This is a genomic window from Niallia sp. WK069_GA_01 (genome assembly GCF_983173855.1).
On sequence record NZ_OZ470138.1, the window covers coordinates 2,486,915 to 2,507,036 of the forward strand.

The 20,122-nt window shown below is 34.3% G+C and carries 19 protein-coding genes; 12 read left to right on the forward strand and 7 right to left on the reverse strand.

What is annotated here, in order from left to right:
- Window positions 1-240: 240 nt before the first annotated feature.
- From AC5LWL_RS11920 to AC5LWL_RS11930, 3 genes are all read right to left on the reverse strand, one after another.
- Complete coding sequence (locus AC5LWL_RS11920) at window positions 241-936, reverse strand: LrgB family protein (RefSeq protein WP_493434491.1); 696 nt, start codon at window positions 934-936, stop codon at window positions 241-243.
- Window positions 933-1,310 carry a CidA/LrgA family protein gene (locus tag AC5LWL_RS11925; RefSeq protein ID WP_493434492.1) on the reverse strand — a complete coding sequence of 126 codons (378 nt, stop codon included), beginning with the start codon at window positions 1,308-1,310 and terminating at the stop codon, window positions 933-935. The genes AC5LWL_RS11920 and AC5LWL_RS11925 overlap by 4 nt, the downstream gene beginning before the upstream one ends.
- Window positions 1,311-1,766: 456 nt before the next feature.
- Complete coding sequence (locus AC5LWL_RS11930) at window positions 1,767-2,636, reverse strand: LysR family transcriptional regulator (RefSeq protein ID WP_493434493.1); 870 nt, start codon at window positions 2,634-2,636, stop codon at window positions 1,767-1,769.
- A 177-nt stretch (window positions 2,637-2,813) separates the two neighbouring features.
- Between AC5LWL_RS11930 and AC5LWL_RS11935 the strand changes: the two genes are divergently transcribed.
- Complete coding sequence (locus AC5LWL_RS11935) at window positions 2,814-2,960, forward strand: hypothetical protein (RefSeq protein ID WP_493434494.1); 147 nt, start codon at window positions 2,814-2,816, stop codon at window positions 2,958-2,960.
- A 353-nt stretch (window positions 2,961-3,313) separates the two neighbouring features.
- Here AC5LWL_RS11935 and AC5LWL_RS11940 read toward each other — a convergent pair whose 3' ends face one another.
- Entirely contained in the window at window positions 3,314-3,640 is a 327-nt protein-coding gene (locus AC5LWL_RS11940; RefSeq protein ID WP_493434495.1) for a hypothetical protein, read from the reverse strand.
- 230 nt (window positions 3,641-3,870) lie between these two features.
- Between AC5LWL_RS11940 and AC5LWL_RS11945 the strand changes: the two genes are divergently transcribed.
- The gene (locus AC5LWL_RS11945) at window positions 3,871-4,395 is read left to right on the forward strand and encodes a pyrophosphohydrolase domain-containing protein (protein WP_493434496.1); all 525 of its coding nucleotides are present in this window, start codon (window positions 3,871-3,873) and stop codon (window positions 4,393-4,395) included.
- 30 nt (window positions 4,396-4,425) lie between these two features.
- Here the strand turns inward: AC5LWL_RS11945 and AC5LWL_RS11950 are convergent, their stop codons facing one another.
- A complete protein-coding gene (locus tag AC5LWL_RS11950; RefSeq protein WP_493434497.1) occupies window positions 4,426-5,133 on the reverse strand; it encodes a DUF3298 and DUF4163 domain-containing protein in 708 nt (235 codons plus the stop codon).
- A 543-nt stretch (window positions 5,134-5,676) separates the two neighbouring features.
- Here AC5LWL_RS11950 and desA point away from each other — a divergent pair.
- The 4 genes from desA (at window position 5,677) to AC5LWL_RS11970 (ending at window position 10,189) form a co-directional block, all read left to right on the forward strand.
- Window positions 5,677-6,708: a Delta(5) desaturase DesA gene (gene desA, locus AC5LWL_RS11955; protein WP_493434498.1), complete on the forward strand. Its 1,032-nt coding sequence runs from the start codon at window positions 5,677-5,679 to the stop codon at window positions 6,706-6,708.
- Between the two features lie 311 nt (window positions 6,709-7,019).
- Window positions 7,020-8,156 (forward strand): sensor histidine kinase, encoded by a 1,137-nt coding sequence (locus AC5LWL_RS11960; protein ID WP_493434499.1) that lies wholly within the window; start codon window positions 7,020-7,022, stop codon window positions 8,154-8,156.
- A complete protein-coding gene (locus tag AC5LWL_RS11965; RefSeq protein WP_493434500.1) occupies window positions 8,153-8,752 on the forward strand; it encodes a response regulator in 600 nt (199 codons plus the stop codon). The genes AC5LWL_RS11960 and AC5LWL_RS11965 overlap by 4 nt, the downstream gene beginning before the upstream one ends.
- A gap of 426 nt (window positions 8,753-9,178) precedes the next feature.
- Window positions 9,179-10,189 (forward strand): aldo/keto reductase, encoded by a 1,011-nt coding sequence (locus AC5LWL_RS11970; protein WP_493436602.1) that lies wholly within the window; start codon window positions 9,179-9,181, stop codon window positions 10,187-10,189.
- A gap of 123 nt (window positions 10,190-10,312) precedes the next feature.
- Here AC5LWL_RS11970 and AC5LWL_RS11975 read toward each other — a convergent pair whose 3' ends face one another.
- Entirely contained in the window at window positions 10,313-10,927 is a 615-nt protein-coding gene (locus tag AC5LWL_RS11975; RefSeq protein WP_493434501.1) for a DedA family protein, read from the reverse strand.
- A 284-nt stretch (window positions 10,928-11,211) separates the two neighbouring features.
- Between AC5LWL_RS11975 and pgaC the strand changes: the two genes are divergently transcribed.
- The 4 genes from pgaC (at window position 11,212) to AC5LWL_RS11995 (ending at window position 15,579) form a co-directional block, all read left to right on the forward strand.
- Complete coding sequence (gene pgaC / locus AC5LWL_RS11980; RefSeq protein ID WP_493434502.1) at window positions 11,212-12,447, forward strand: poly-beta-1,6-N-acetyl-D-glucosamine synthase; 1,236 nt, start codon at window positions 11,212-11,214, stop codon at window positions 12,445-12,447.
- Window positions 12,448-12,469: 22 nt separating this feature from the next.
- Window positions 12,470-12,826 (forward strand): poly-beta-1,6-N-acetyl-D-glucosamine biosynthesis protein PgaD, encoded by a 357-nt coding sequence (pgaD, locus tag AC5LWL_RS11985; RefSeq protein WP_493434503.1) that lies wholly within the window; start codon window positions 12,470-12,472, stop codon window positions 12,824-12,826.
- A gap of 675 nt (window positions 12,827-13,501) precedes the next feature.
- Window positions 13,502-14,791 carry a group II intron reverse transcriptase/maturase gene (gene ltrA, locus AC5LWL_RS11990; protein ID WP_493433353.1) on the forward strand — a complete coding sequence of 430 codons (1,290 nt, stop codon included), beginning with the start codon at window positions 13,502-13,504 and terminating at the stop codon, window positions 14,789-14,791.
- 185 nt (window positions 14,792-14,976) lie between these two features.
- Window positions 14,977-15,579 carry a restriction endonuclease gene (locus AC5LWL_RS11995; RefSeq protein ID WP_493434504.1) on the forward strand — a complete coding sequence of 201 codons (603 nt, stop codon included), beginning with the start codon at window positions 14,977-14,979 and terminating at the stop codon, window positions 15,577-15,579.
- Window positions 15,580-15,731: 152 nt separating this feature from the next.
- On the opposite strand, the gene AC5LWL_RS12000 is transcribed toward AC5LWL_RS11995, so the two are convergent.
- Window positions 15,732-16,511: a YhfC family intramembrane metalloprotease gene (locus AC5LWL_RS12000; protein WP_493434505.1), complete on the reverse strand. Its 780-nt coding sequence runs from the start codon at window positions 16,509-16,511 to the stop codon at window positions 15,732-15,734.
- A gap of 357 nt (window positions 16,512-16,868) precedes the next feature.
- On the opposite strand from AC5LWL_RS12000, the gene AC5LWL_RS12005 reads away from it, so the two are divergent.
- Window positions 16,869-17,663, forward strand: coding sequence for an SDR family oxidoreductase (locus AC5LWL_RS12005; RefSeq protein ID WP_493434506.1), 795 nt, complete (start codon window positions 16,869-16,871; stop codon window positions 17,661-17,663).
- Window positions 17,664-18,363: 700 nt separating this feature from the next.
- Window positions 18,364-19,830: an IS1182 family transposase gene (locus AC5LWL_RS12010; protein ID WP_493434507.1), complete on the forward strand. Its 1,467-nt coding sequence runs from the start codon at window positions 18,364-18,366 to the stop codon at window positions 19,828-19,830.
- Window positions 19,831-20,122: the final 292 nt, after the last annotated feature.

Consider the following 20,122-nt stretch of genomic DNA (forward strand, 5'->3'; position numbering starts at 1 on the left):
TGATGTCTACTCCTGAATGCTCCTCGTTGTTCGCGTGGCTTCGCTTGAGCTTCCTCCAGCAAGAATATTGCAACTCTCACCATACACTTTAATCAATCTATTTTAACAAAGGTTTTTATTGCATTCTATTTGAGAACAATGATCTTTAGAAAAGTGCCTAAAGATATAAAAACACAAAATATAATGTAAAAAAGCATGGAATCCTAATTGATTCTCATGCCTCCTATTAAATACAATGTGTTAACTGCTGCTTACTACATTCATTAATAAAGGTATTAGTGAACTTCCCCATACGACAGTAATCCATGCTGCTAAAATCATTGCTAATGTTGAAAATGTAGCTTCTTGCTCTCCAATTTCCATAGCTTTTGCTGTTCCGACACCATGTGCTCCCATTCCTAATGCTAATCCTTTTGCAATGGATGATTTAAGTGCTAGTAATTTTATCGCAAATGGACCGATAATTCCACCTATTATCCCTGTGATAATAACGAAAACTGTCGTTAAAGTTGGTAAACCCCCAATTTCTTCTGAAACCTCAATAGCAATTGGTGTTGTAATAGATCTAGGAATAATACTGATAATAAAATCTGATTGTAGATTGATTAATAATGACAAGAAATAAGAAGACATAATCGCTACAATTGTTCCGGTCGTAACACTTACTAAAATAATTAGATAATATTTTTTTAATAGTTCTCTATGTTTATAAATAGGTACTGCAAAGGCAATAGTAGCTGGACCTAATAAATGTGTTAATAATTTGGATGATTGCAAATAACTTCCTGCAGAAATATGAAAAATAGTGATGAAAGCAATTAATAAAACAGGTGTTAATAATAACGGACCACATAATGGGTTGCCAGTTTTTTTATAGCACCATTTTGAAAAAAGATAAAATAAATAAGTAATTGCGGTTAAAAAGATTATTTTCATTTGGAAAAACTTCTCTTTCTATTGTAAATTTTTTCTGCAGTAAAACCAGTTGCGATCATGACAACAAATGTGCTAACCGCAATTAATAAAATCGTTTGAATCCCTTTCATATTTAGTATCTCGTCGTAGTTTACTATCCCAACTGCAGAAGGAATGAAAAATAGCAAAAGCTCTGCAAGCAGCCAAGTTGCTCCTTTTTCTACCCATTCAATTTTGACAATTTTTGTTAGTAAGCAGATTAATAATAGTATTAATCCAACCATGGAAGCTGGAATAGGAAGAGGTACGACCCATTTTATTACCATTCCAATATAAAGAAATACATGGATAAATAAAATTTGAGTAATAATAACAATGAATTTCAAGCAAATCATTTCCCTTCACAAAATGAAAAATATTTATATAGACATCATATAATCAATTTGTTTTGATAAAGTAATCATACGTCTTAAAATGTTATTCGTAAAATACATAGTTATTATATTTAATATAACTAAAAGTTATAATAAGAAATGAAAACGCTTATATAATAGGTGAAAACGCTTTATATTATGCGTGTTTTTGTCAAGAGTAAATTTATTATGAAGGGATAATTGTGAAAAAAATGTGAAAATTCGTTTAAGAAAGGTAGAGAAAGCCCATTTTTTTAGAAGGTAAAAAATAGGTGTTTTTTGAAACTGGAATACACTTGACTTTCCATGGGGCGGGCGGCGATTCCCCTCTTATGGGGTCACGCAGGCCCTGTAAATACCCTAGGAGTATTTGCTTCTACTTCAAGTTACATGTGTACCAGCAGGAGGAGAGGTGCAGAATGTTAGGCTGTTTAACAACTATTTCATTACAGACTCAATAAAACGCTGTCCGGCAACGGAGAGATAACGATCTTTTTTTGTAACAATAGCTAACTCCCATTTGGTAACAGGTTTTAAATCGATAATGCGGACATGCTTATTATTTGTTCTATTGCAAATGGACTGTGGAAGCATAGTTATTCCTAGATTGGCAGCAACCATTTCTACGATAAAATCCCATTGAGAACTTTTAAAAATAATGCTTGGTTCAAATCCTTCGAGAATACATCTTTTTCTCATGATTTCATATAGAGCAAATTCTTCACTGTAAAAAACAAAATTTTCTTCTTTTAACTCTTTTATATGAACGACTTTCCTTGTTGATAGTGGATGTGTTTCATTAACAATTAATTTCATCTCTTCCTGTAAAAGTGGAAAAATATTTAAAGCCTCATTTGAAACTGGAAGAACAGAAACCCCCATTTCTAATTCTCCTGCTTCCACACTTTTAGCCACTTTTGCTGCACCGTATTCTTTAATATTAATATGAATATTTGGATAGGATCGATGGAATGAGGCGATGACTTTAGGAAAAAATAAACTCCCAATAATAGGGGGAATACCGATATTAATACTTCCACGCTTCAAATTTGTCATATCAAGCAGTGTTGTCGCCATTTCATCCACTTGGGCAATTATTTTTTTTGCATATTCAAATACAATCATACCGGCATCCGTTAATTCATGTGTTTTATTGGTTCGGTGGATTAAGATAATGCCAATTTCATCCTCAAGACTTTTAATCACTTTACTTAGTGCAGGTTGAGAAATATGTAAAGATTCCGATGCTTTTGTGATATTTTTTTGTTTTACTACTTCAATAAAATATTTAAGTTGTCTTATTTCCATGTAAGCATCTTCCTTTACGTTCTTTTAGAAAAAGTGTCACTTTATTTTACCTACTTTCTACGTTGAATACAATTTATGGTGATTGTAGTTATGAAAGTAAGAATTTTCTAAAAAAGTTTAACTTAACAAAATAAGGGGAATGAAAAAAATAAGAATGATGAAAGGTGTGTGAATAGTATGTACATTTTTCAACAGTTAAAAAAGAAAATGAGCCATGAAAATTGGAAAACCAATTTACTGGCAGATAAAAAATTTGTTCATTTATATGTGAAGAAGAATTCAGTAGAAGTATTAGCAAAAAATATAAATAAACAGATCCGCTAAAAAAGAGGTTTAAAAAAATCGATTAAGCTGCTTTATACGATAACTATAATAAGATGTCCCAATTGAAAGTTACTCGCTTTTTTTACACAATGTTATTTTCAAAATGTGAATGGGACATTTTTTTGTTGAGGTTGTTGTATCACAGTTTGTGATGGTGAAAGAAAATGAAAGGAGTAGTTCTTAGGAGACAGAATACACTTAGACTCCTACGGAAATGCGAAAAAGGTTTAGCATTCTGCAGGAGTGCAAAGATGAGTTTTTCTGTGCCCGCTAAGTAGAAAGCGAAGTGTATTCAAACTGCAAGTTCAAAAGCAATTATCTATTATTAGAAAATAGCGTTTGATTATAAATGATTAAGAATGAGTAGGAGTTTCCATTAAATAGTCTGAAAATACTTTATGAAGAATATCATTTTCTATCACATAATTTGTACTTTCTAGTTGTTTAATGCGAACAACAAAGACGGACTTTACAAAAATATGAAGAGCTTCATCTACTGTTAAAGCATTAATTTTATTTAATAATTGACTATCCGTACTATAGTTTTCCATTCTATTTAGAAATTCTTTAGGATGATCCTTTGGCAGAAGGCCCGTCTCCTCTTTAAAAATACCCCCTTGTCCTTCAATTTCGACATGATGTATTACTTCTGTTAATTCACGAATACTAAATATCTCCATTGATAAAACACCTCTTTCTTATCTAGTATTATAGCAGTCACTCAAATACTAGTAAATCCATGTTTACTTGTATCATAAAACCGTTGAAATATTGTAAATAAATACCGTTTTATATAAAAGGTTTTCATAGAGCAAAAAAGATTTCTAGTCTATGTTAAACATAGATGAAATAGAAAAGATATTCATGTTAAAATGGTTGATGTTCAATAAAGTTTAACAAGGGAGATAATATGAATCAAGATAATAAAATGTATTATATGGTGAAAGAATTTCATCAAGCATTTGGACATGCAGTAGCAGAAAAGCCAAAAGCTATTGATGAAAAAACAGCACTTAATCGCGCCGTTTGGACGGGAGAAGAAATAGTTGAATTCTTATACGCAACGGCTAACGGAAATGAAGAAGAATTTAAGCAGCTATATGCAAAATTTCTTGCCGGTTTAAACAAGGCTGCCGATAAGATCGTATCGCAAAAAAAAACGGTAGATGATGTTCTAGTAGCACAAATGGATGCTTTAACTGACATTGAATACTTTAATCAAGGAAGCTTTGTCATTGCTGGAGTGGAACCATTTCCTTTGTTTAAGATTGTTCAAGATGCAAATATGGGGAAATTATTTGAAGATGGAAAGCCACGATTTAGAGCAGAGGATGGGAAAATAATAAAACCACCTCATTGGGAAGAAGAATTTGCCCCAGAACCAAAATTAAAAGAGGAAATTGAAAGACAAAAAAGCGGAGAAAAGCAGGAATAAATGCTTTCTTCGCTTTTTTTCTATATAAAATTAGTTATAAAAGGAAGATGGAATTTTAATTGCAGGAGTTCCTGAAACATATGGTCCAACTTCGTACTGCTGAAAAATCAAATACAATCCGTCATCGGCGAAATAAAACTGTGTTTTATTCGTTACTTTAAAAGAGGAGTAGTCATTTGAATCTGGGTAAAAGATATCAGGATGTTTCAGCATATAACTTTTTGCATAATCAGTAACCTTTTTATACATTTTGTCTGATGTGAAGAAATCATCTAATGTATAAAGATGCCCGTTTTTATTGTTGAAATTGTAAGAGGTGACAATGGTATTTCCATGAGCCCCACCAGTAAATTGATAATCATAATACAAAATGCTGAGTTTGTTTCTTTTATTATATTTTGTTTCAAAGTTAGTAACATACTCATACTGACAACCAGAGGGAGAATCTTTGCAAAAATCCTTTTTTTTATCTTCTTTCATTTGTTTCATTAATTCTTGATAGGCTAAAGCAGATTTTTTAATATGATTAGTTAGAACAGTGTTGATTTTCCCTTGAGCGGTTTTATTTTTTAAATTCGAAACAACTGGGTATTTTAAGTTTTTATTATCATGAAAGTATTTAGTAGTAATCGTCGCATTTGCAACACGGGAAGCATTACTTTGGTGCATCGGAAAAATATGCATAAATAAAAAGATAATAAAGGAACATACAACCAAATTTCTTGAGGATATCTTCATAAAATACTCCTTTTGATTTTTTTTTATTTTGTACTAGAAAAGAAACTAAATACTTGTTAAATATTAGCTAAAAAGGGAAACTGTAATACTAAATGATGGATTCAAACTTTTTTTGAAGAAAAACTTGTTAGCAGTACTTCTTAATAAGTATTACAAAGCATTTTAGAAATGATAAAAATATATTGGAGGTTCAAAAAGCTCTAGCCGTTTATGTTGCGCAATAGCTTAAACAAACATTCTTCATTAGCGATAGAAGGATAGGGGTATGAACTAATATCATAGGATAGACTTTTACGATAAGGATAGCTGTTCTCGTTTGAGACAGCTATCCTTATCGTCCAGGAAATATAAACGAAAGGGAATTGTGGATAACGTGGCAGTTGTGTCTGCTTCCAGCATTACAGCACTTCAAGGAGCTAGGCGATTTTGTTCTTGCATTGTGCTATATGACATTTGTCATATAGGGGGCATGACAGGTATGTCTGCACAAAAAAACTCTTTTTATTTACAATAGAGATAACGAGGAAAAGAGGAGAGTATAACATGAATATTCAAAACCTTAAGCATTTGCGTAAAGCGATTGCACCATATGAAAAATCAACAGCAAAAAATAGTATTTGGCAAATTGTAAATACGATTTTTCCATTTTTTATACTTTGGTTTTTAGCTTATCAAAGTTTGTCTATTTCTTATGTATTAACATTAGCGCTTACTATTTTAGCAGCAGGGTTCCTAACAAGAATTTTTATTATTTTCCATGATTGCTGTCACTTTTCATTTTTTAAAAACCGACGTGCCAATAAAATTTTAGGAATGATTACCGGCATTCTTACGATGTTCCCATATAATAAATGGCAGCATAGCCATTCTATTCACCATGCTACAAGCAGTAATTTAGATAAGCGTGGAGTTGGTGATTTGTGGATGATGACAGTAGAGGAGTATTTGCAGGCTTCTTTTGCAACTAAATTAAAATACCGTTTATATCGTAATCCTTTAATTATGTTTTTGTTAGGGCCAATTTACGAATTTTTAATAATGAACCGTTTTAATAGAAGAAATGCACGATGGAACGAACGTATTAATACGTATTTAACAAATATCTTTCTTGTTTCTCTTATTGTTTTACTTGGTGTAACATTAGGATGGCAATCTTTTTTACTTGTTCAATTACCTATTTTCTTAGTCTCTGGAAGTCTAGGCGTTTGGTTGTTTTATGTACAGCATACTTTTGAGGATACTTATTTTGAAGAAGATCAACATTGGGATTATGTAAAAGCAGCAGTAGAAGGCAGTTCTTTTTATAAACTCCCAAAATGGATGCAATGGCTGACTGGAAACATAGGGTATCATCATGTTCATCATTTAAGCCCGAGAGTCCCGAATTATATGTTAGAAGAAGTTCATAATAAAACAGAACCTCTGCAAAATGTACCAACTATTACATTAGCAACAAGCCTGCAATCATTAAAATTTCGTTTATGGGATGAAGAGCAGAAACAATTTATCACTTTTGCTGATTTAAAAAAATTCCGTGGAGTTCTTCCAAAGGTTTCTTCAAAGCCAGAAGTTTAAACACGATGGTGGAATCTTTTAATCAGGTGGAGTAAAGTCTTCACCTGATTTCCTGAACTTTCAGCTTGCTGAAACGAGTGCACTCCCGGTAATAATCAATTGGCGCATTATGTTATTATAAAGAATAATGCCAATTATTAAATTGATTTGTAGTTGAAGCAGAGAGCTGTCAAAATACACGAAGACTCCTATAGAAATTGCGGTACAGACGAGACCCCACAGCACAGCGAGGAGGCTCGGCGCTCGTCCGCAGGAAAGCCAGGCTACAGACCAATTAAAAGTGAAATAAATTTCAAAACAATGAGGTAATTATGATAAAAAAATGGAAAGTGCTACAAAAAAGCACAGGAATTTCCCCATATATTTGGACACTTCTGACCATCTTACCCTTTTATTTTATTTTTCACGCATCTTCAACAATAGATGTAGTAACAGGTATTATTTTAACCACCATGTTTTTTCTGTTTTATCGAATTGCTTATTCGTCTAAAAGCTGGACAGTATACCTTTGGACATCGTTATTAATAGCGATTTCCGTCGCAGCAACTTATTTATACAGCTACGTTTATTTTGCCTTCTTCTTATCTTATTTTATCGGAAATATAAAAAAACAAGTGCCTTTTTCTGTCCTGTACATTTTGCATTTAGTACTTATGTCAGTCGCAATCAACTTGAAGATAATTATGCATGATGACTTATTATTTAAGCAGCTGCCATTTGTATTAATCATTTGGTTTGGCATCATTCTCCTCCCTTTAACGATTCATAATCGAAAAGAAAGAGGACAATTGGAAGAAAAACTGGAAGATGCAAACAAACGGATTTCAGAGCTTGGAAAATTAGAAGAGCGGCAGCGTATTGCCCGTGATTTGCATGATACACTAGGACAAAAGCTGTCTCTTATCGGTCTAAAAGCTGATTTAGCGAAAAAGCTCGTTTATAAAGATCCTGAAAAAGCTCGTATGGAATTAAAAGATGTTCAACAAACCGCTCGAACAGCACTGAATGAAGTAAGGAAAATGGTTTCGCAAATGAGAGGTGTTAAAATAAAAGAGGAACTGCAGCGTGTGAAACAAATTCTTCAAGCGGCAGAAGTAGAGTTTATTTGTGATGAAGAGATTAATCTTTCGAAAGTATCTTCAATAGCTGAAAATATTTTAAGTATGTGTTTAAAAGAAGGAGTAACTAATATCGTGAAACATAGTAATGCCACATCTTGTACAGTGAAGATAGAAGAATCTCCAACAGAAGTGTTATTACAGATACAAGATAATGGATCATCTGTAGTAACAGAAAAAGATTTTTCAAAAGGTCATGGTTTAATCGGGATGCGGGAACGATTAGAATTTGTAAATGGAAGTTTGCAAGTCATATCCTCAAAAGGGACCATATTAAAAATTAAAGTTCCAAAAGATGTGAAGCAAATAGAAAAGGAGGAGCTTGAATGATTACGATTGTGATAGCCGAAGATCAACGTATGCTTTTAGGTGCATTAGGTTCATTGCTTGATTTAGAAGACGACATGAAAGTTGTTGGAAAAGCAAACAACGGGTTAGAAGCAGTGGAACTAGTCAAACAACTCCACCCTGATATATGCATTATGGATATAGAAATGCCGGGAAAAACAGGACTTGACGCTGCTGAAGAGTTAAAAACTGAGCATAGCAAAGTCATTATCTTAACAACATTTGCTCGTTCTGGTTATTTTCAGCGTGCATTAAAAGCTGGTGTGAGCGGTTATCTATTAAAGGATAGTCCAAGCGAGGAATTAGCAAGCAGCATTCGTAATGTAATGAGTGGAAAAAGGGTTTATGCTCCTGAATTGATTGATGATGTTTATAAGGAAGAAAACCCACTTACAGAACGAGAAAAAGAAGTGCTGATTTTAGTTGCAGATGGAAAAAACACAAAAGAAATTGCTGACCAGCTTTCTATCAAAACAGGAACTGTGCGCAATTATATAAGCATGATATTGGAAAAATTAGAAGTGAAGAATAGAATTGAAGCGATTTCGAGGTTTAGAGAGAAAGGATGGTTTAAATAACCATCCTTTCTTATTTTTAGATAAGCACAAAATTTTTGAAATAGGAAGGCTGTCTAGTTTCGCCGTACAGGATGTGCAAGTGCCCCAGATGCGAAGGGTTAGTCGATTTTTTCCTCTTAACGCATATTTAGCCGTCCAGCGCTAACCCCTGTGAGTGTTGCTTCCCTCTAAAAGTAAAAACACTTTTTCAGTCTGGAGAACATTGTTCTTTTGGGTTAAACAAGGCGGTAGCGTTTTCTTATGATCTAAAAGAATGTAATGTTGCTGTTGTTTTGTTTTTTTATAAAAAACGCCAAAATTCACAACTGTTCCTTCTTTCCAATATTTTCTTCTTTATTAATTCGCTTACATAGAATATCAAATGTTTTGAACAAGTGTGAGAGGGAAGAAAATAAGTAAGCTCAAATCCATGAAGGAGGAGATATGATGGAATACACAAAAATAAAAGGAATCAATAAAAAAGCCTCTCGTATCGGACTTGGTACATGGCCGATAGGTGGAAAAATGTGGGGCGGTACAAATGATGACGATGCGATTAAACTGATTCATTATGCTTTGGAAAACGGAGTGACCGTTGTAGATACAGCAGATGACTATGGTCTTGGACATTCAGAAGAAGTGATCGGTAAAGCATTAAAAGAAAATAGAAAAAGAGAGGATATTATTTTAACTTCCAAAAATGCTCTTGATTGGAAAGATGAAACATTATTTCGGAATGGCTCAAAGAAAAGAATTATGGAAGAAATAGATAAATCCTTGCAAAGGTTGCAAACAGATTATTTGGATGTATATTTTGTACATTGGCCGGATCCAGCTATTTCAATGGAAGAAACAGCTAATGCGATGAAAACATTGTATGAGAATGGAAAAATTCACAGCATTGGAGTTAGCAATTTTTCTATTAAACAAATGGAAGAATTTAAGGAGTTTGCTCCAATTCATGCTGTTCAGCCACCATATAATATGTTTGAAAGAGCAGCGGAAGAAGAAATTTTTCCATATTGCCAAAAAGAAGGCGCAACACCTTTTCTATACAGTTCCATTTGCCGAGGGCTTTTATCGGGACAAATGACAGCAGATCGAACTTTTTATGGAGATGATATGCGAAAAAGTGCAGATCCCAAATTTCAACAACCAGTATTTAACCAATATATTGAAGCAGCAAATAAGTTGGATCTATATGTAAAAGAAGTTTATAATCGTCCATTAATAGATTTGGCAGTCCGATTTGCTTTAGATAAGTCAGAGAGCGGAATCGCGTTGCGAGGTGCGAGACGTCCAGAGCAATTAGAACCATTAAATCGCATTGATGGTTGGCGATTAACTGAAGAAGATTTTAAAAGGATAGATGCCATTTTAAATGAGACAATTTTAAAACCATTGCAGCCTGACTTTATGGCTCCCCCTTTGAAGAAAGAAGCACTTGCTGCTAAATAACGAGATGAATGTAAAAAAACAGGGCTTGAAGCAATTTAACTTCAGTCCTGTTTTATTTTTTTTGTTTATACTAAAAAACATTTTTAGCAAAAAGATGCGATTAATACTATTTTGCTATATTTATTATTTCGAGTTTATGAGTCTTTTACGAACAAATAATACTAGAATGGTGAGTACAGCTACAGCGATTAGCGCATAAACAGCATTAGAATAAACGTCCATGTATTGCACGATATTTTCCCAAGAATCGCCTACCATGGATCCGATTTTTATCAATATAAAGTTCCAAATAAGTGTACCTAAAGTTGTTAGTAATAAAAAGATGCCAAAATTCATTCTTGCCATTCCAGCAGGCAAGGAAATTAAACTTCTAATTAATGGAATGAAACGGCAAAAAAAGACGGTCCAATTCCCAAACTTAACAAACCAATCATTCGCTTTATGAATATCTTCTTTTGATAGACGCATAAGATGTCCCCAGCGATCAATAATCTTCTCCATTTTATTCATATCAAGGAAAGTGCCAATCCAATATAAAACTATCGCTCCAACAACAGAACCGACCGTAGAAACAGCCACTACTCCTAAAATAGTTAGATTAGTATTTGTCGTCATAAAACCACCGAATGTCAAGATAACCTCCGATGGAATAGGAGGAAAGATATTTTCTAAAGTAATCAGCAAAAAGATGCCAAAATATCCAAATTCCTCCATTGTACTTGTAATCCAATTTTCCATTCAACACACTCCTTAACCATACATAGCATTATTAAAAAGAAAATATTACTATGTCTATGTACTGATACTAATATAAATTTTACAAGAAGGGAAATGTTTTCATAAACGAAATAATAGAATTCAAGGCAAAAAACTTCAATGACTTCCTTTTGAATCTGAAGTATTTCATAATTAAATTAACCTTAAAAAGTATATCTATATAATTTCCATTAATTAAATAATGAAAGATTTTATTTTCTTTATTACAATGAAGAAATGAAATAGAAAAAGAGGGTGGATAATATATGTTGCATGATTTAACACTATTTCTTTTTTATTATCCACTTATTATGGGAATTATATGGATAGTAGGTGGACTTGTTTTTTATTCCCGAAGAGAACGAAAAGCAACTGATCATTTGGAACAAAAGGAATATCCGTTTATTTCGTTGTTGATTCCTGCTTATAACGAAGAAATGACAATAACTGATACGATTAAAAAAGCAAGCAGCTTAAATTATCCAGAATATGAGGTAATTGTTATAAATGATGGCAGTAAGGATCAGACAATAGATTATTTAAAAGAAGAATTAAATCATAATAAAAAATTGAGAGTTGTAAATATAAAAGAAAATAAAGGAAAAGCAAATGCACTAAAGCAAGGAGTTTTACTTGCTAAAGGAGAGTTTATCGCTACAATCGACAGTGATGCGATTTTAGACAAAGATGCTTTATTGCATATCATGCCACATTTCATAACACCAAACAATGGTGAACGTGTTGGAGCAGTTACTGGGAATCCAAGAATTCGCAATAAAGGAAGTTTATTGTCAAAAATACAAGTAGTTGAATTTTCCAGCATCGTTGGCTTAATAAAACGAACGCAAAGAGTGCTAGGAAAAGTAATGACCGTTTCCGGTGTTTTTGTTGTCTTTCGAAAAAAAGCATTATTAGATGTTGATTTTTGGGATAATGATTTGATTACAGACGATATCGGAATAACTTGGAAATTACAAAGAAGATTTTGGGATATTCGATATGAACCAAAGGCCATATGCTGGATGCTTGTTCCAGAAACGCTAAAAGGAATATGGAAGCAGCGAATCAGATGGAATCAAGGTGGAATAGAAGTTATTTTGAGAAACTGGGATATCTTGTTTGATTACAAACAAAGACGATTAATTCCAGTACTAATAGAACAGGTTTTTAGTTTTACTTGGGCAATTACATGGTTTATTTCCACGATTGTATTTTTTTATCAATGGATTGTACATCACACGTTTTATTCCCCAATTCTTTGGATAGGGAACTATTTAGCTCTAATTGGTCTTTTGCAGATTATTGTATCCTTATATATAGAAAGAAAATATGAGCCAAACATTTTTAAATATTATTTATGGGCTATATGGTATCCATTAGTTTATTGGCAAATAAACGCTATTTTAGTTATCTTTGCTTTGCCAAAAGGATTAAAAATATTAAGCAAAAACAAAAAAGAATTTGCAACATGGGATAGTCCAGATAGAGGCGTTTCTTCTTAATTTAATAAGAAAGGATGTATACATGAAAACGAAACGAGTATTAACTTTCTTTGAATATCTTATTACTACTTTTGGCTGGATTTATTTCTTTGTTTTCTTATATATTTTACTAAATAATATCCATGTTGGTTTTGTTCCTATTTCTTTTCGTTCAATCGGAATTTATAATTCGATGTCGATAATTGAGATAACATTACTTTTTTTTGTGAGCAGTATTTTTCTTCTTTTATCATGGAGTATATATAATAAAAAAAAGTTCGGAAGTTTGACGAGAAGAAAATTTCCCTTTGAGACGACAAAGGAAGATCTTTCTAATGCATATAAAATAACAGTAGAAGAAATAATAGATGTACAAAACTGTAAATGGGTGGAAAGGTAAAATAAGTTCCTATTTATAAGGAATGATGATTGCAAAGAAAAACACCCTAAAAGACGAATCAATCACCCTTTTCTAATTGTTCTAAACCAAGTTTACGGCAATACATGAAGAGGAATCTAATAATTGGGTAGTTTGAGTTGCTATGTAAAAGGCTTGGGATTTTTCCAAGCTTTTTTTTAGTGTGCCGGGCATGTTCACTAGCTAGGCGGTGCAAGTCCGCTATGGGCGTTGGGATATGCGAACCATTAGTCGAAGGCAAGGGTGTCCGTGGTGACGCGGAATCTGAAGGAAGCCCTAGACAAATCCTTGGTCTGAGGTATACGAATCACATTAGAGGTTTTCATTTCAGGACGAGTTTGCTAAACAAAATGAAGTCCTAAATATCCCCGGATGAAATGAGAATAAATGTGGCAGATAGATGAGGAGAAAGCGAGTGAACTTACCCCGGGAGGTCTCTTGAATATCCTATTGGGAACCTATCTAGTGATAGATAGCTGAATCAAGAGAAGTCAGCCGAAGTCATAGTATCAAATCTAGGATTTGAGAAGGACGGAACGAAAGGAGCGACCGTGCTAGAGTTATTGATAAGGAAACGAGGAAACAGAAACAAAATGACTATACGAGAAAAGAAGGTTCGGAAAACCGGAGTTTCTCGGATAGAGTGGAGTTAGCCTTATGCAACCTCAACAGCATGGGAACAATATGAAATCAACGGTAAGTCTAATTATAAAGATAACAGAACTAGATAATTTGAACCATGCTTTCAAGAAGGTGGAAAGGAATAAAGGAGCAGCAGGAGTCGATGCGAAAGATATAGAAGCTACTCGCCTTTATTTGAAAGAAGAAGGTCAACAAATTAGAGAACTTATTAGAGAAGGAAAGTATAAACCAAAAGCAGTAAGAAGGGTGGATATCCCCAAACCGAACGGGGGAACAAGGAAACTTGGAATCCCTACCGTGACAGACAGAGTCATTCAACAAGCAATTGTGCAGAAACTTACCCCCATCTTTGAAAAACAATTTAGTTCGTATAGTTATGGATTTAGACCAAATAGAAGCGCACATCAAGCGATAGAACAAGCAAGACAATATATCGAAGATGGCTACAATTTTGTCGTAGACATAGACCTAGAGAAATTCTTCGACCGTGTTAACCATGACAAACTCATGTCGCTTATCGCGAAAACGATCACTGATAAACCAACCTTGAAACTAATCAGAAGATATCTCCAAGCAGGAGTGATGGACAATGGGTTAATTAAACCGAATACAGAAGGAACACCACAGGGTGGCCCATTAAGTCCGTTACTGAGCAACATCATGCTTCACGAATTAGATAAAGAATTAGAGAAGCGTGGGCACAAATTTGTGAGGTATGCAGATGATTGTAATATTTTCGTTAAAAGCAGGAAAGCAGGAGAACGAATAAAAGAAAGCATCACTCAATTTATCGAGAGAAAATTGAAGTTGAAGGTGAATCAGGAGAAAAGTGCGGTGGGAAAGCCGATAGCACGGATATTCTTAGGAGTAAGCTTCTACCAAAGAGGAAGGAAAACTAGAGTATTTGTGCCAAAAGAGCGGAAGAAAAGGTTCGAAGAAAAATTAAAGAAATGGACCAACCGAAATTGGGGAGTAAGCATGGAATTCCGTGTGAAGAAAATAAACCAACTGATACAAGGTTGGGGAAATTACTTTAAAATCGCGGATATCAAGCAATACGCACATAAAATCGATAGTCATACGAGACGTAGGTTAAGAGCGTGTAGGTGGAAAGAGTGGAAGAAGGTTAAAACGAAATATAAGAACCTTGTAAAACTTGGGATATATAAGGAAGAAGCTAAAAAGAACGCCAACTCCCGTAAGGGATATTGGCGCCTATCAAACAACCCTATATTACATCTTGCATTAAATAATCAATATTGGCAAGATCAAGGTTTAAAATCCTTATCGAAGGTGATTTCATAAACTTTCGAACCGCCGTATACCGAACGGTACGTACGGTGGTGTGAGAGGTCGGCACGGAAATGTGCCTCCTACTCGATTTATTCAAACCCTAATTTTCACCACTTGAATGGATGGTAATTATTTCTTTTCTTATATAAGAATATGCATAAATAAAGAGGAACATCCTTATAGATAGAGGTGAAAATATGTTTTATATCGAATTAATTGCAGCTATTTTCCTAGTAATCGCGTTTATTCACTATCTGTTAACGAAAAAACAGGATGAATACAAGCTTTCATTAGTAACCAATCATATGTATACAAGCGAAGAAATAAAAAAAACACTAGCGATGGGATTATATTTACGTTTTAAAAAGGAAGAAGAAGAACAAGCAAAAAAATATTCATCTAGCTATATTAAAGAAAATCCGATTCAGTTTGAATTGTTTGCAGCGAGTATAATCGAAAAAACAAAAGGGGGATCAATATGGGTATCACCAGCATCAAATGATTTTGGAGTAGATTTCGAACATAGCAGTGCAAACGGTAAACTATATTTAGGGCAAGTGAAGTGTTATCAAGGAGATTTGCCATTTGATTCGATTGCACTCATCCATTCAAATATGATAAAACGGAGTGCAGCTGGTGGTTATGTCATAACAACAGGCTCTTTTACCTATTCAGCTAAAGAATATGCTAAAGGGTTAAATATCGAATTAATCGATGGTATTGCTTTAGTAGACCTTTGGTTATCCAGTCAGTCCAACGCAGAACAAGAAATCAAAAAAATCATACCAACCTTTACTTGAAAAACATATAGTCAATCAAGTAGATATAGGAGTCAATGATCAATTATTCTCCTTAACTTTAAACGATGCTATCTATGAACTAAATGAAAAAGGGCTGACATTAAATTATCAAAACTTGGTGTCAGCCTTTAGAATGTTCTTCATTTCCGTTTTTAGTTTTTATCAAGGAATTTCGGTTTCATTTTTATTGTAAAAATAATCGAAAGTACAGCGATCGAAAATAGAAAAATTTCTATGTAAAGAATATTGGTGAATACTCCTGCTTGGTAAAGTCCAGGAATAAAATTGACTGCTGCATGAAACAGGATTGCATAAATAACATATTTAAATTGCTTTTGTCTTACTCCATAAAGGACTAAAATAGACAAAGCGATATGTAAAGCAATAGCAAATAGTCTTTCCATTCCACCTGCTGCATAAAGCCAAATAGTTGCGTTGGCAAATTGATTTTTAATCAATGTAATCTGTTCGGAAGGAAGATGGGCTCCTAATAGTTGATCTAGTTTTCCAGATTGAACCATTGAATAAACAAGAAGCGAATTAACCGCAGAAAAACCTCCAATCAATATCGCTTCGATTCCTCCATGACCTAATCCATAGGACAGGCCATTATTATATCGATGATGTTTTTTTACTAACACTTTAAAGGCAAAAAAACGACCGATTTCTTCAAAGATTCCAGCTGCCAGTCCTCCATATAATGCAAAAACATACGGATTTGCCGACCATTTAACATGTGTACCAGATGGAGCTATAACAGCTAGATGTAACAGTTTTTCTAGTATTTGCGAAAATACGATAAAAATCAGCACTCCAGCACCGAAGGATTTCCAAGAAAGCATTTTTTTACGCTGAAAAATAACGATTATGATAATGGGAACAACGATGGAAAGAGCCACTTGCAGTGAAATGCCTAGATAAATAGTGTTCAAACAATGTCCTCCTCAAAACTGAAAGATGAATTTCTGTTATACTAATAATATAACAGATGTGAAAAGTAAGTCAATCCTCATACTGGTTTAGCAAAAACGTTAAAAAAATAGATTGTTTTTAAATGAATCGCTAGGAAATGTTTATAGAAGAAAAAGCGGGGTAAAGAACAAAAATGACAGGATAAAGAAGTTGTTATTTCTATATAACGCTTCTTTTATTTATTGGCAGGATATTCAATATGGAGCAGAAGTATCTGAAAGCTCCTCTACAAAAAACGATTATTATTTAGAAAAGAACTTAAGAAATACGATAATTTTGGATATCTTGCCTTCATCATTTAATAGGAGGAGATACACATGAAAAGACTTGAATCAAAAATAGCCGTTATTACTGGTGCGAGTTCGGGAATAGGAAAAGCAACAGCTGAACTTTTTAGTCAAGAAGGCGCCACAGTCCTTTGTGCCGATATTAATTATGATAAACAAAAGGAAGTTGTACATAATATCACGACAGCTGGAGGAAATGCAAAGGCTTTTTACGTGGATGTTTCAGATGAACACAAAGTTGAAGAATTTGCCGACCAAATAAAGAAGGAATATGGAACTATCGATATTCTGTTTAATAACGCTGGTACAGATACAGAAGGCGGGAAACTACATGAATACCCGATTGAGTTATGGGATAAATTGATGTCAGTTGACTTGAGAGGAACATTTTTAGTGAGTAAGTTTCTTATTCCCCTTATGTTAGACAAAGGAGGATCCATTATTAATAGTTCCTCTGTTTCTGGATTAGCTGCTGATCTTGACCGTTCTGGATATAATGCAGCAAAAGGCGGCATTACGAATTTAACTAGAGCGATGGCAATTGATTATGCTCGTGATGGTATTCGCGTGAACTGCGTTGCACCAGGAACAATTGAAACGCCGCTTTTAAATGACATAATGGGTGAAGAAGCAGGCAAAAAATTCAGGGAAGCATATGAATGGGTAGACCCAATGGGCAGATTAGGAAAAACAGAGGAGGTAGCTTCTGTTGTCTTATTTCTTGCATCAAAAGATAGTTCGTACGTAACAGGGGAATATATAACCATTGACGGTGGACATATGGCTTATACATGGGCAGGAAAGTTGTTGAATTCTAGGTTATAATATAAAAAGAAGCTGGGACATAAGTATTCCAGTCGAAAATAAACCCGAACCATGATACGAAGATTTAAAAATTATTTCGTATCATGGTTTGGGTTTTTTATTCATGTAAAAAAGAAGGTTTGTGGTCATCACCCGCAGCCTGCATACACTTCGCTTTCCATCGGGCTCGCGCTGAGCCAGCTGGAGTCTACGTGTATTCAGGCTGCTCCAGTTTCCAATCTATTTCATTTTTTTCTTGATGAAGGAATCAGGTTTTAGAAAATAGCCTTTAAAAACGAAGGAGAATGGAGCGGAAGACACTCGACTCCTACGGGAAGTAGAGGCAAGGCTGAGGCCCCGCAGAAACGAGTGTCTGTAGCGCAATGGAACAACATAGTTTTTATACTTAACTCAAACTTTGCAGTTATAAATCCTTCTTCATGTATTGACTTAACCTGGTTTAGAGCAATTAGAAAAGAATTTGATTAATCTTTTTGGGTGTTTTTTTTTGCAAACATTATTCCTTATAAATAGGGGCAAGATTCTCGTTTCAGGATGCTCGCTTTCCGTGGGGCGTGTGATGAGCCTCCTCGACGCAAGCGCGAGGCCACTGAAAAAGTCCTTTTTTTTACTTAGGCAGTCGAAAGTTCATTCTAAATGACCTTTTGACTGCCTTTTGTTTTATAATGAAGATATCAAATGTATGTAGATGGTATATAAAATGATTTCCAATCAAGAATCTTTCACACTTAGTCCGTTTTTATCTATTTATGATTTCGTTGTTCCAAAGGATAATATGCTTCGCCAAATAAATGAGCTAGTGGATTTCTCATTCGTTCTCGAAGAATTAAAGACAAAATATTGTCTGGTAAATGGTCGCCATGCCGAGCCGCCGATCCGTATGTTCAAGTATCTCCTTCTAAAATCAATTTTTGATTTGTCCGATGTAGATGTAGTGGAACGTTCTCGGTACGATATGTCGTTTAAATTCTTTCTCGATATGGCACCAGAAGATGCCGTCATTGATCCAAGCTCGTTAACGAAATTTCGCAAACTCCGTCTTCAAGACGTGAGTTTATTAGATATGCTAATCGGCAAGACAGTGGAGATTGCATTGGAGAAAGAAATCATGAAAAGTAAAACCATTATTGTAGATGCTACCCATACAAAAGCGCGTTATAATCAAAAGTCACCGAAAGAATTTTTACAAGAAAAATCCAAAAATGTCCGAAAAGCCGTCTATCAAATAGACGAATCCATCAAAGAAAAATTCCCACAGAAAACAACTTCTAATGAAGTAAAAGAGGAGTTGGATTACTGTAAAGACATCATTTCTGTTGTGGAATCCGAACCACAAGTCGCTTCCATCCCTGCCGTTAAAGAGAAACTGAATGTGTTAAAAGAAGTGGTGGAAGATTATACAGAACAACTACATTTTTCAACGGATCCAGATGCACGTGTGGGGCATAAATCAGAGGATTCTTCTTTCTTTGGATATAAAACACATATCGCGATGAGTGATGAGCGAATTATAACAGCGGCAGTAGTGACAACAGGCGAAAAAAGCGATGGAAAATATCTTCAAGAGTTAATAAAGAAAAGTAAAGAGACAGGAATGAAAATAGATACAGTTATAGGGGATGCAGCTTACTCCGAGAAAGATAATATTCGCTATACGAGAGAAAATGAGCTGGAACTTGTTTCTAAATTGCATCCTCATATTACCCATGGAGCAAGGACAAAAGAAGAAGAATTTTCCTTTAACAAAGATGCGGGAATGTATGTCTGCAATGCAGGTCATATGGCTATTCAAAAAAAATATGATGAGCGAAAGAATCAAGATAAAAACCCTCGAATCAAGTACCTTTTTGATATTGAAAAATGTAAAGTTTGTCCTTTTCGTGAAGGATGTTATAAAGAAGGAGCGAAAAGTAAGTCCTATTCTGTGACCATCAAATCAACGGAACATAAAGATCAGGAGGAATTTCAAGGTACGGAAAAATTCAAAGAACTAGCGAAAACTCGCTATAAGATTGAAGCGAAAAATAGTGAACTAAAACACAGACACGGGTATGAAACAGCCTCCTCCTCGGGTTTATTTGGTATGCAAATTCAAGGAGCGACAGCGATATTCGCTACCAATCTCAAACGAATAATCAAATTAATACAAGAAAAAGACAGCAAATAGGAAAGAATACGAAAGAAAATAGGCAAAAAAAGAAAGTTTTCTGTCAAATTTTTGACAAAAAGCTTTCTTTTTTTTCTATCGTAAATTATTAAAAGAAAAACAATAGGTTTTTCAGTGGCCTCGCAAGCGCCTGCGGGGTCTCATCTAACCCGCTAATCCCACAGGAGTCTCGCACCTTCCACTTCAATCAAGCTGTTTGATCCATTAGTTGTTGTCGTTGGACTGGTTAAAACATCCATCTTATAGAAATAGACTAAAAGTGCACATTGTGGGAGAACAACGTTGATTAATA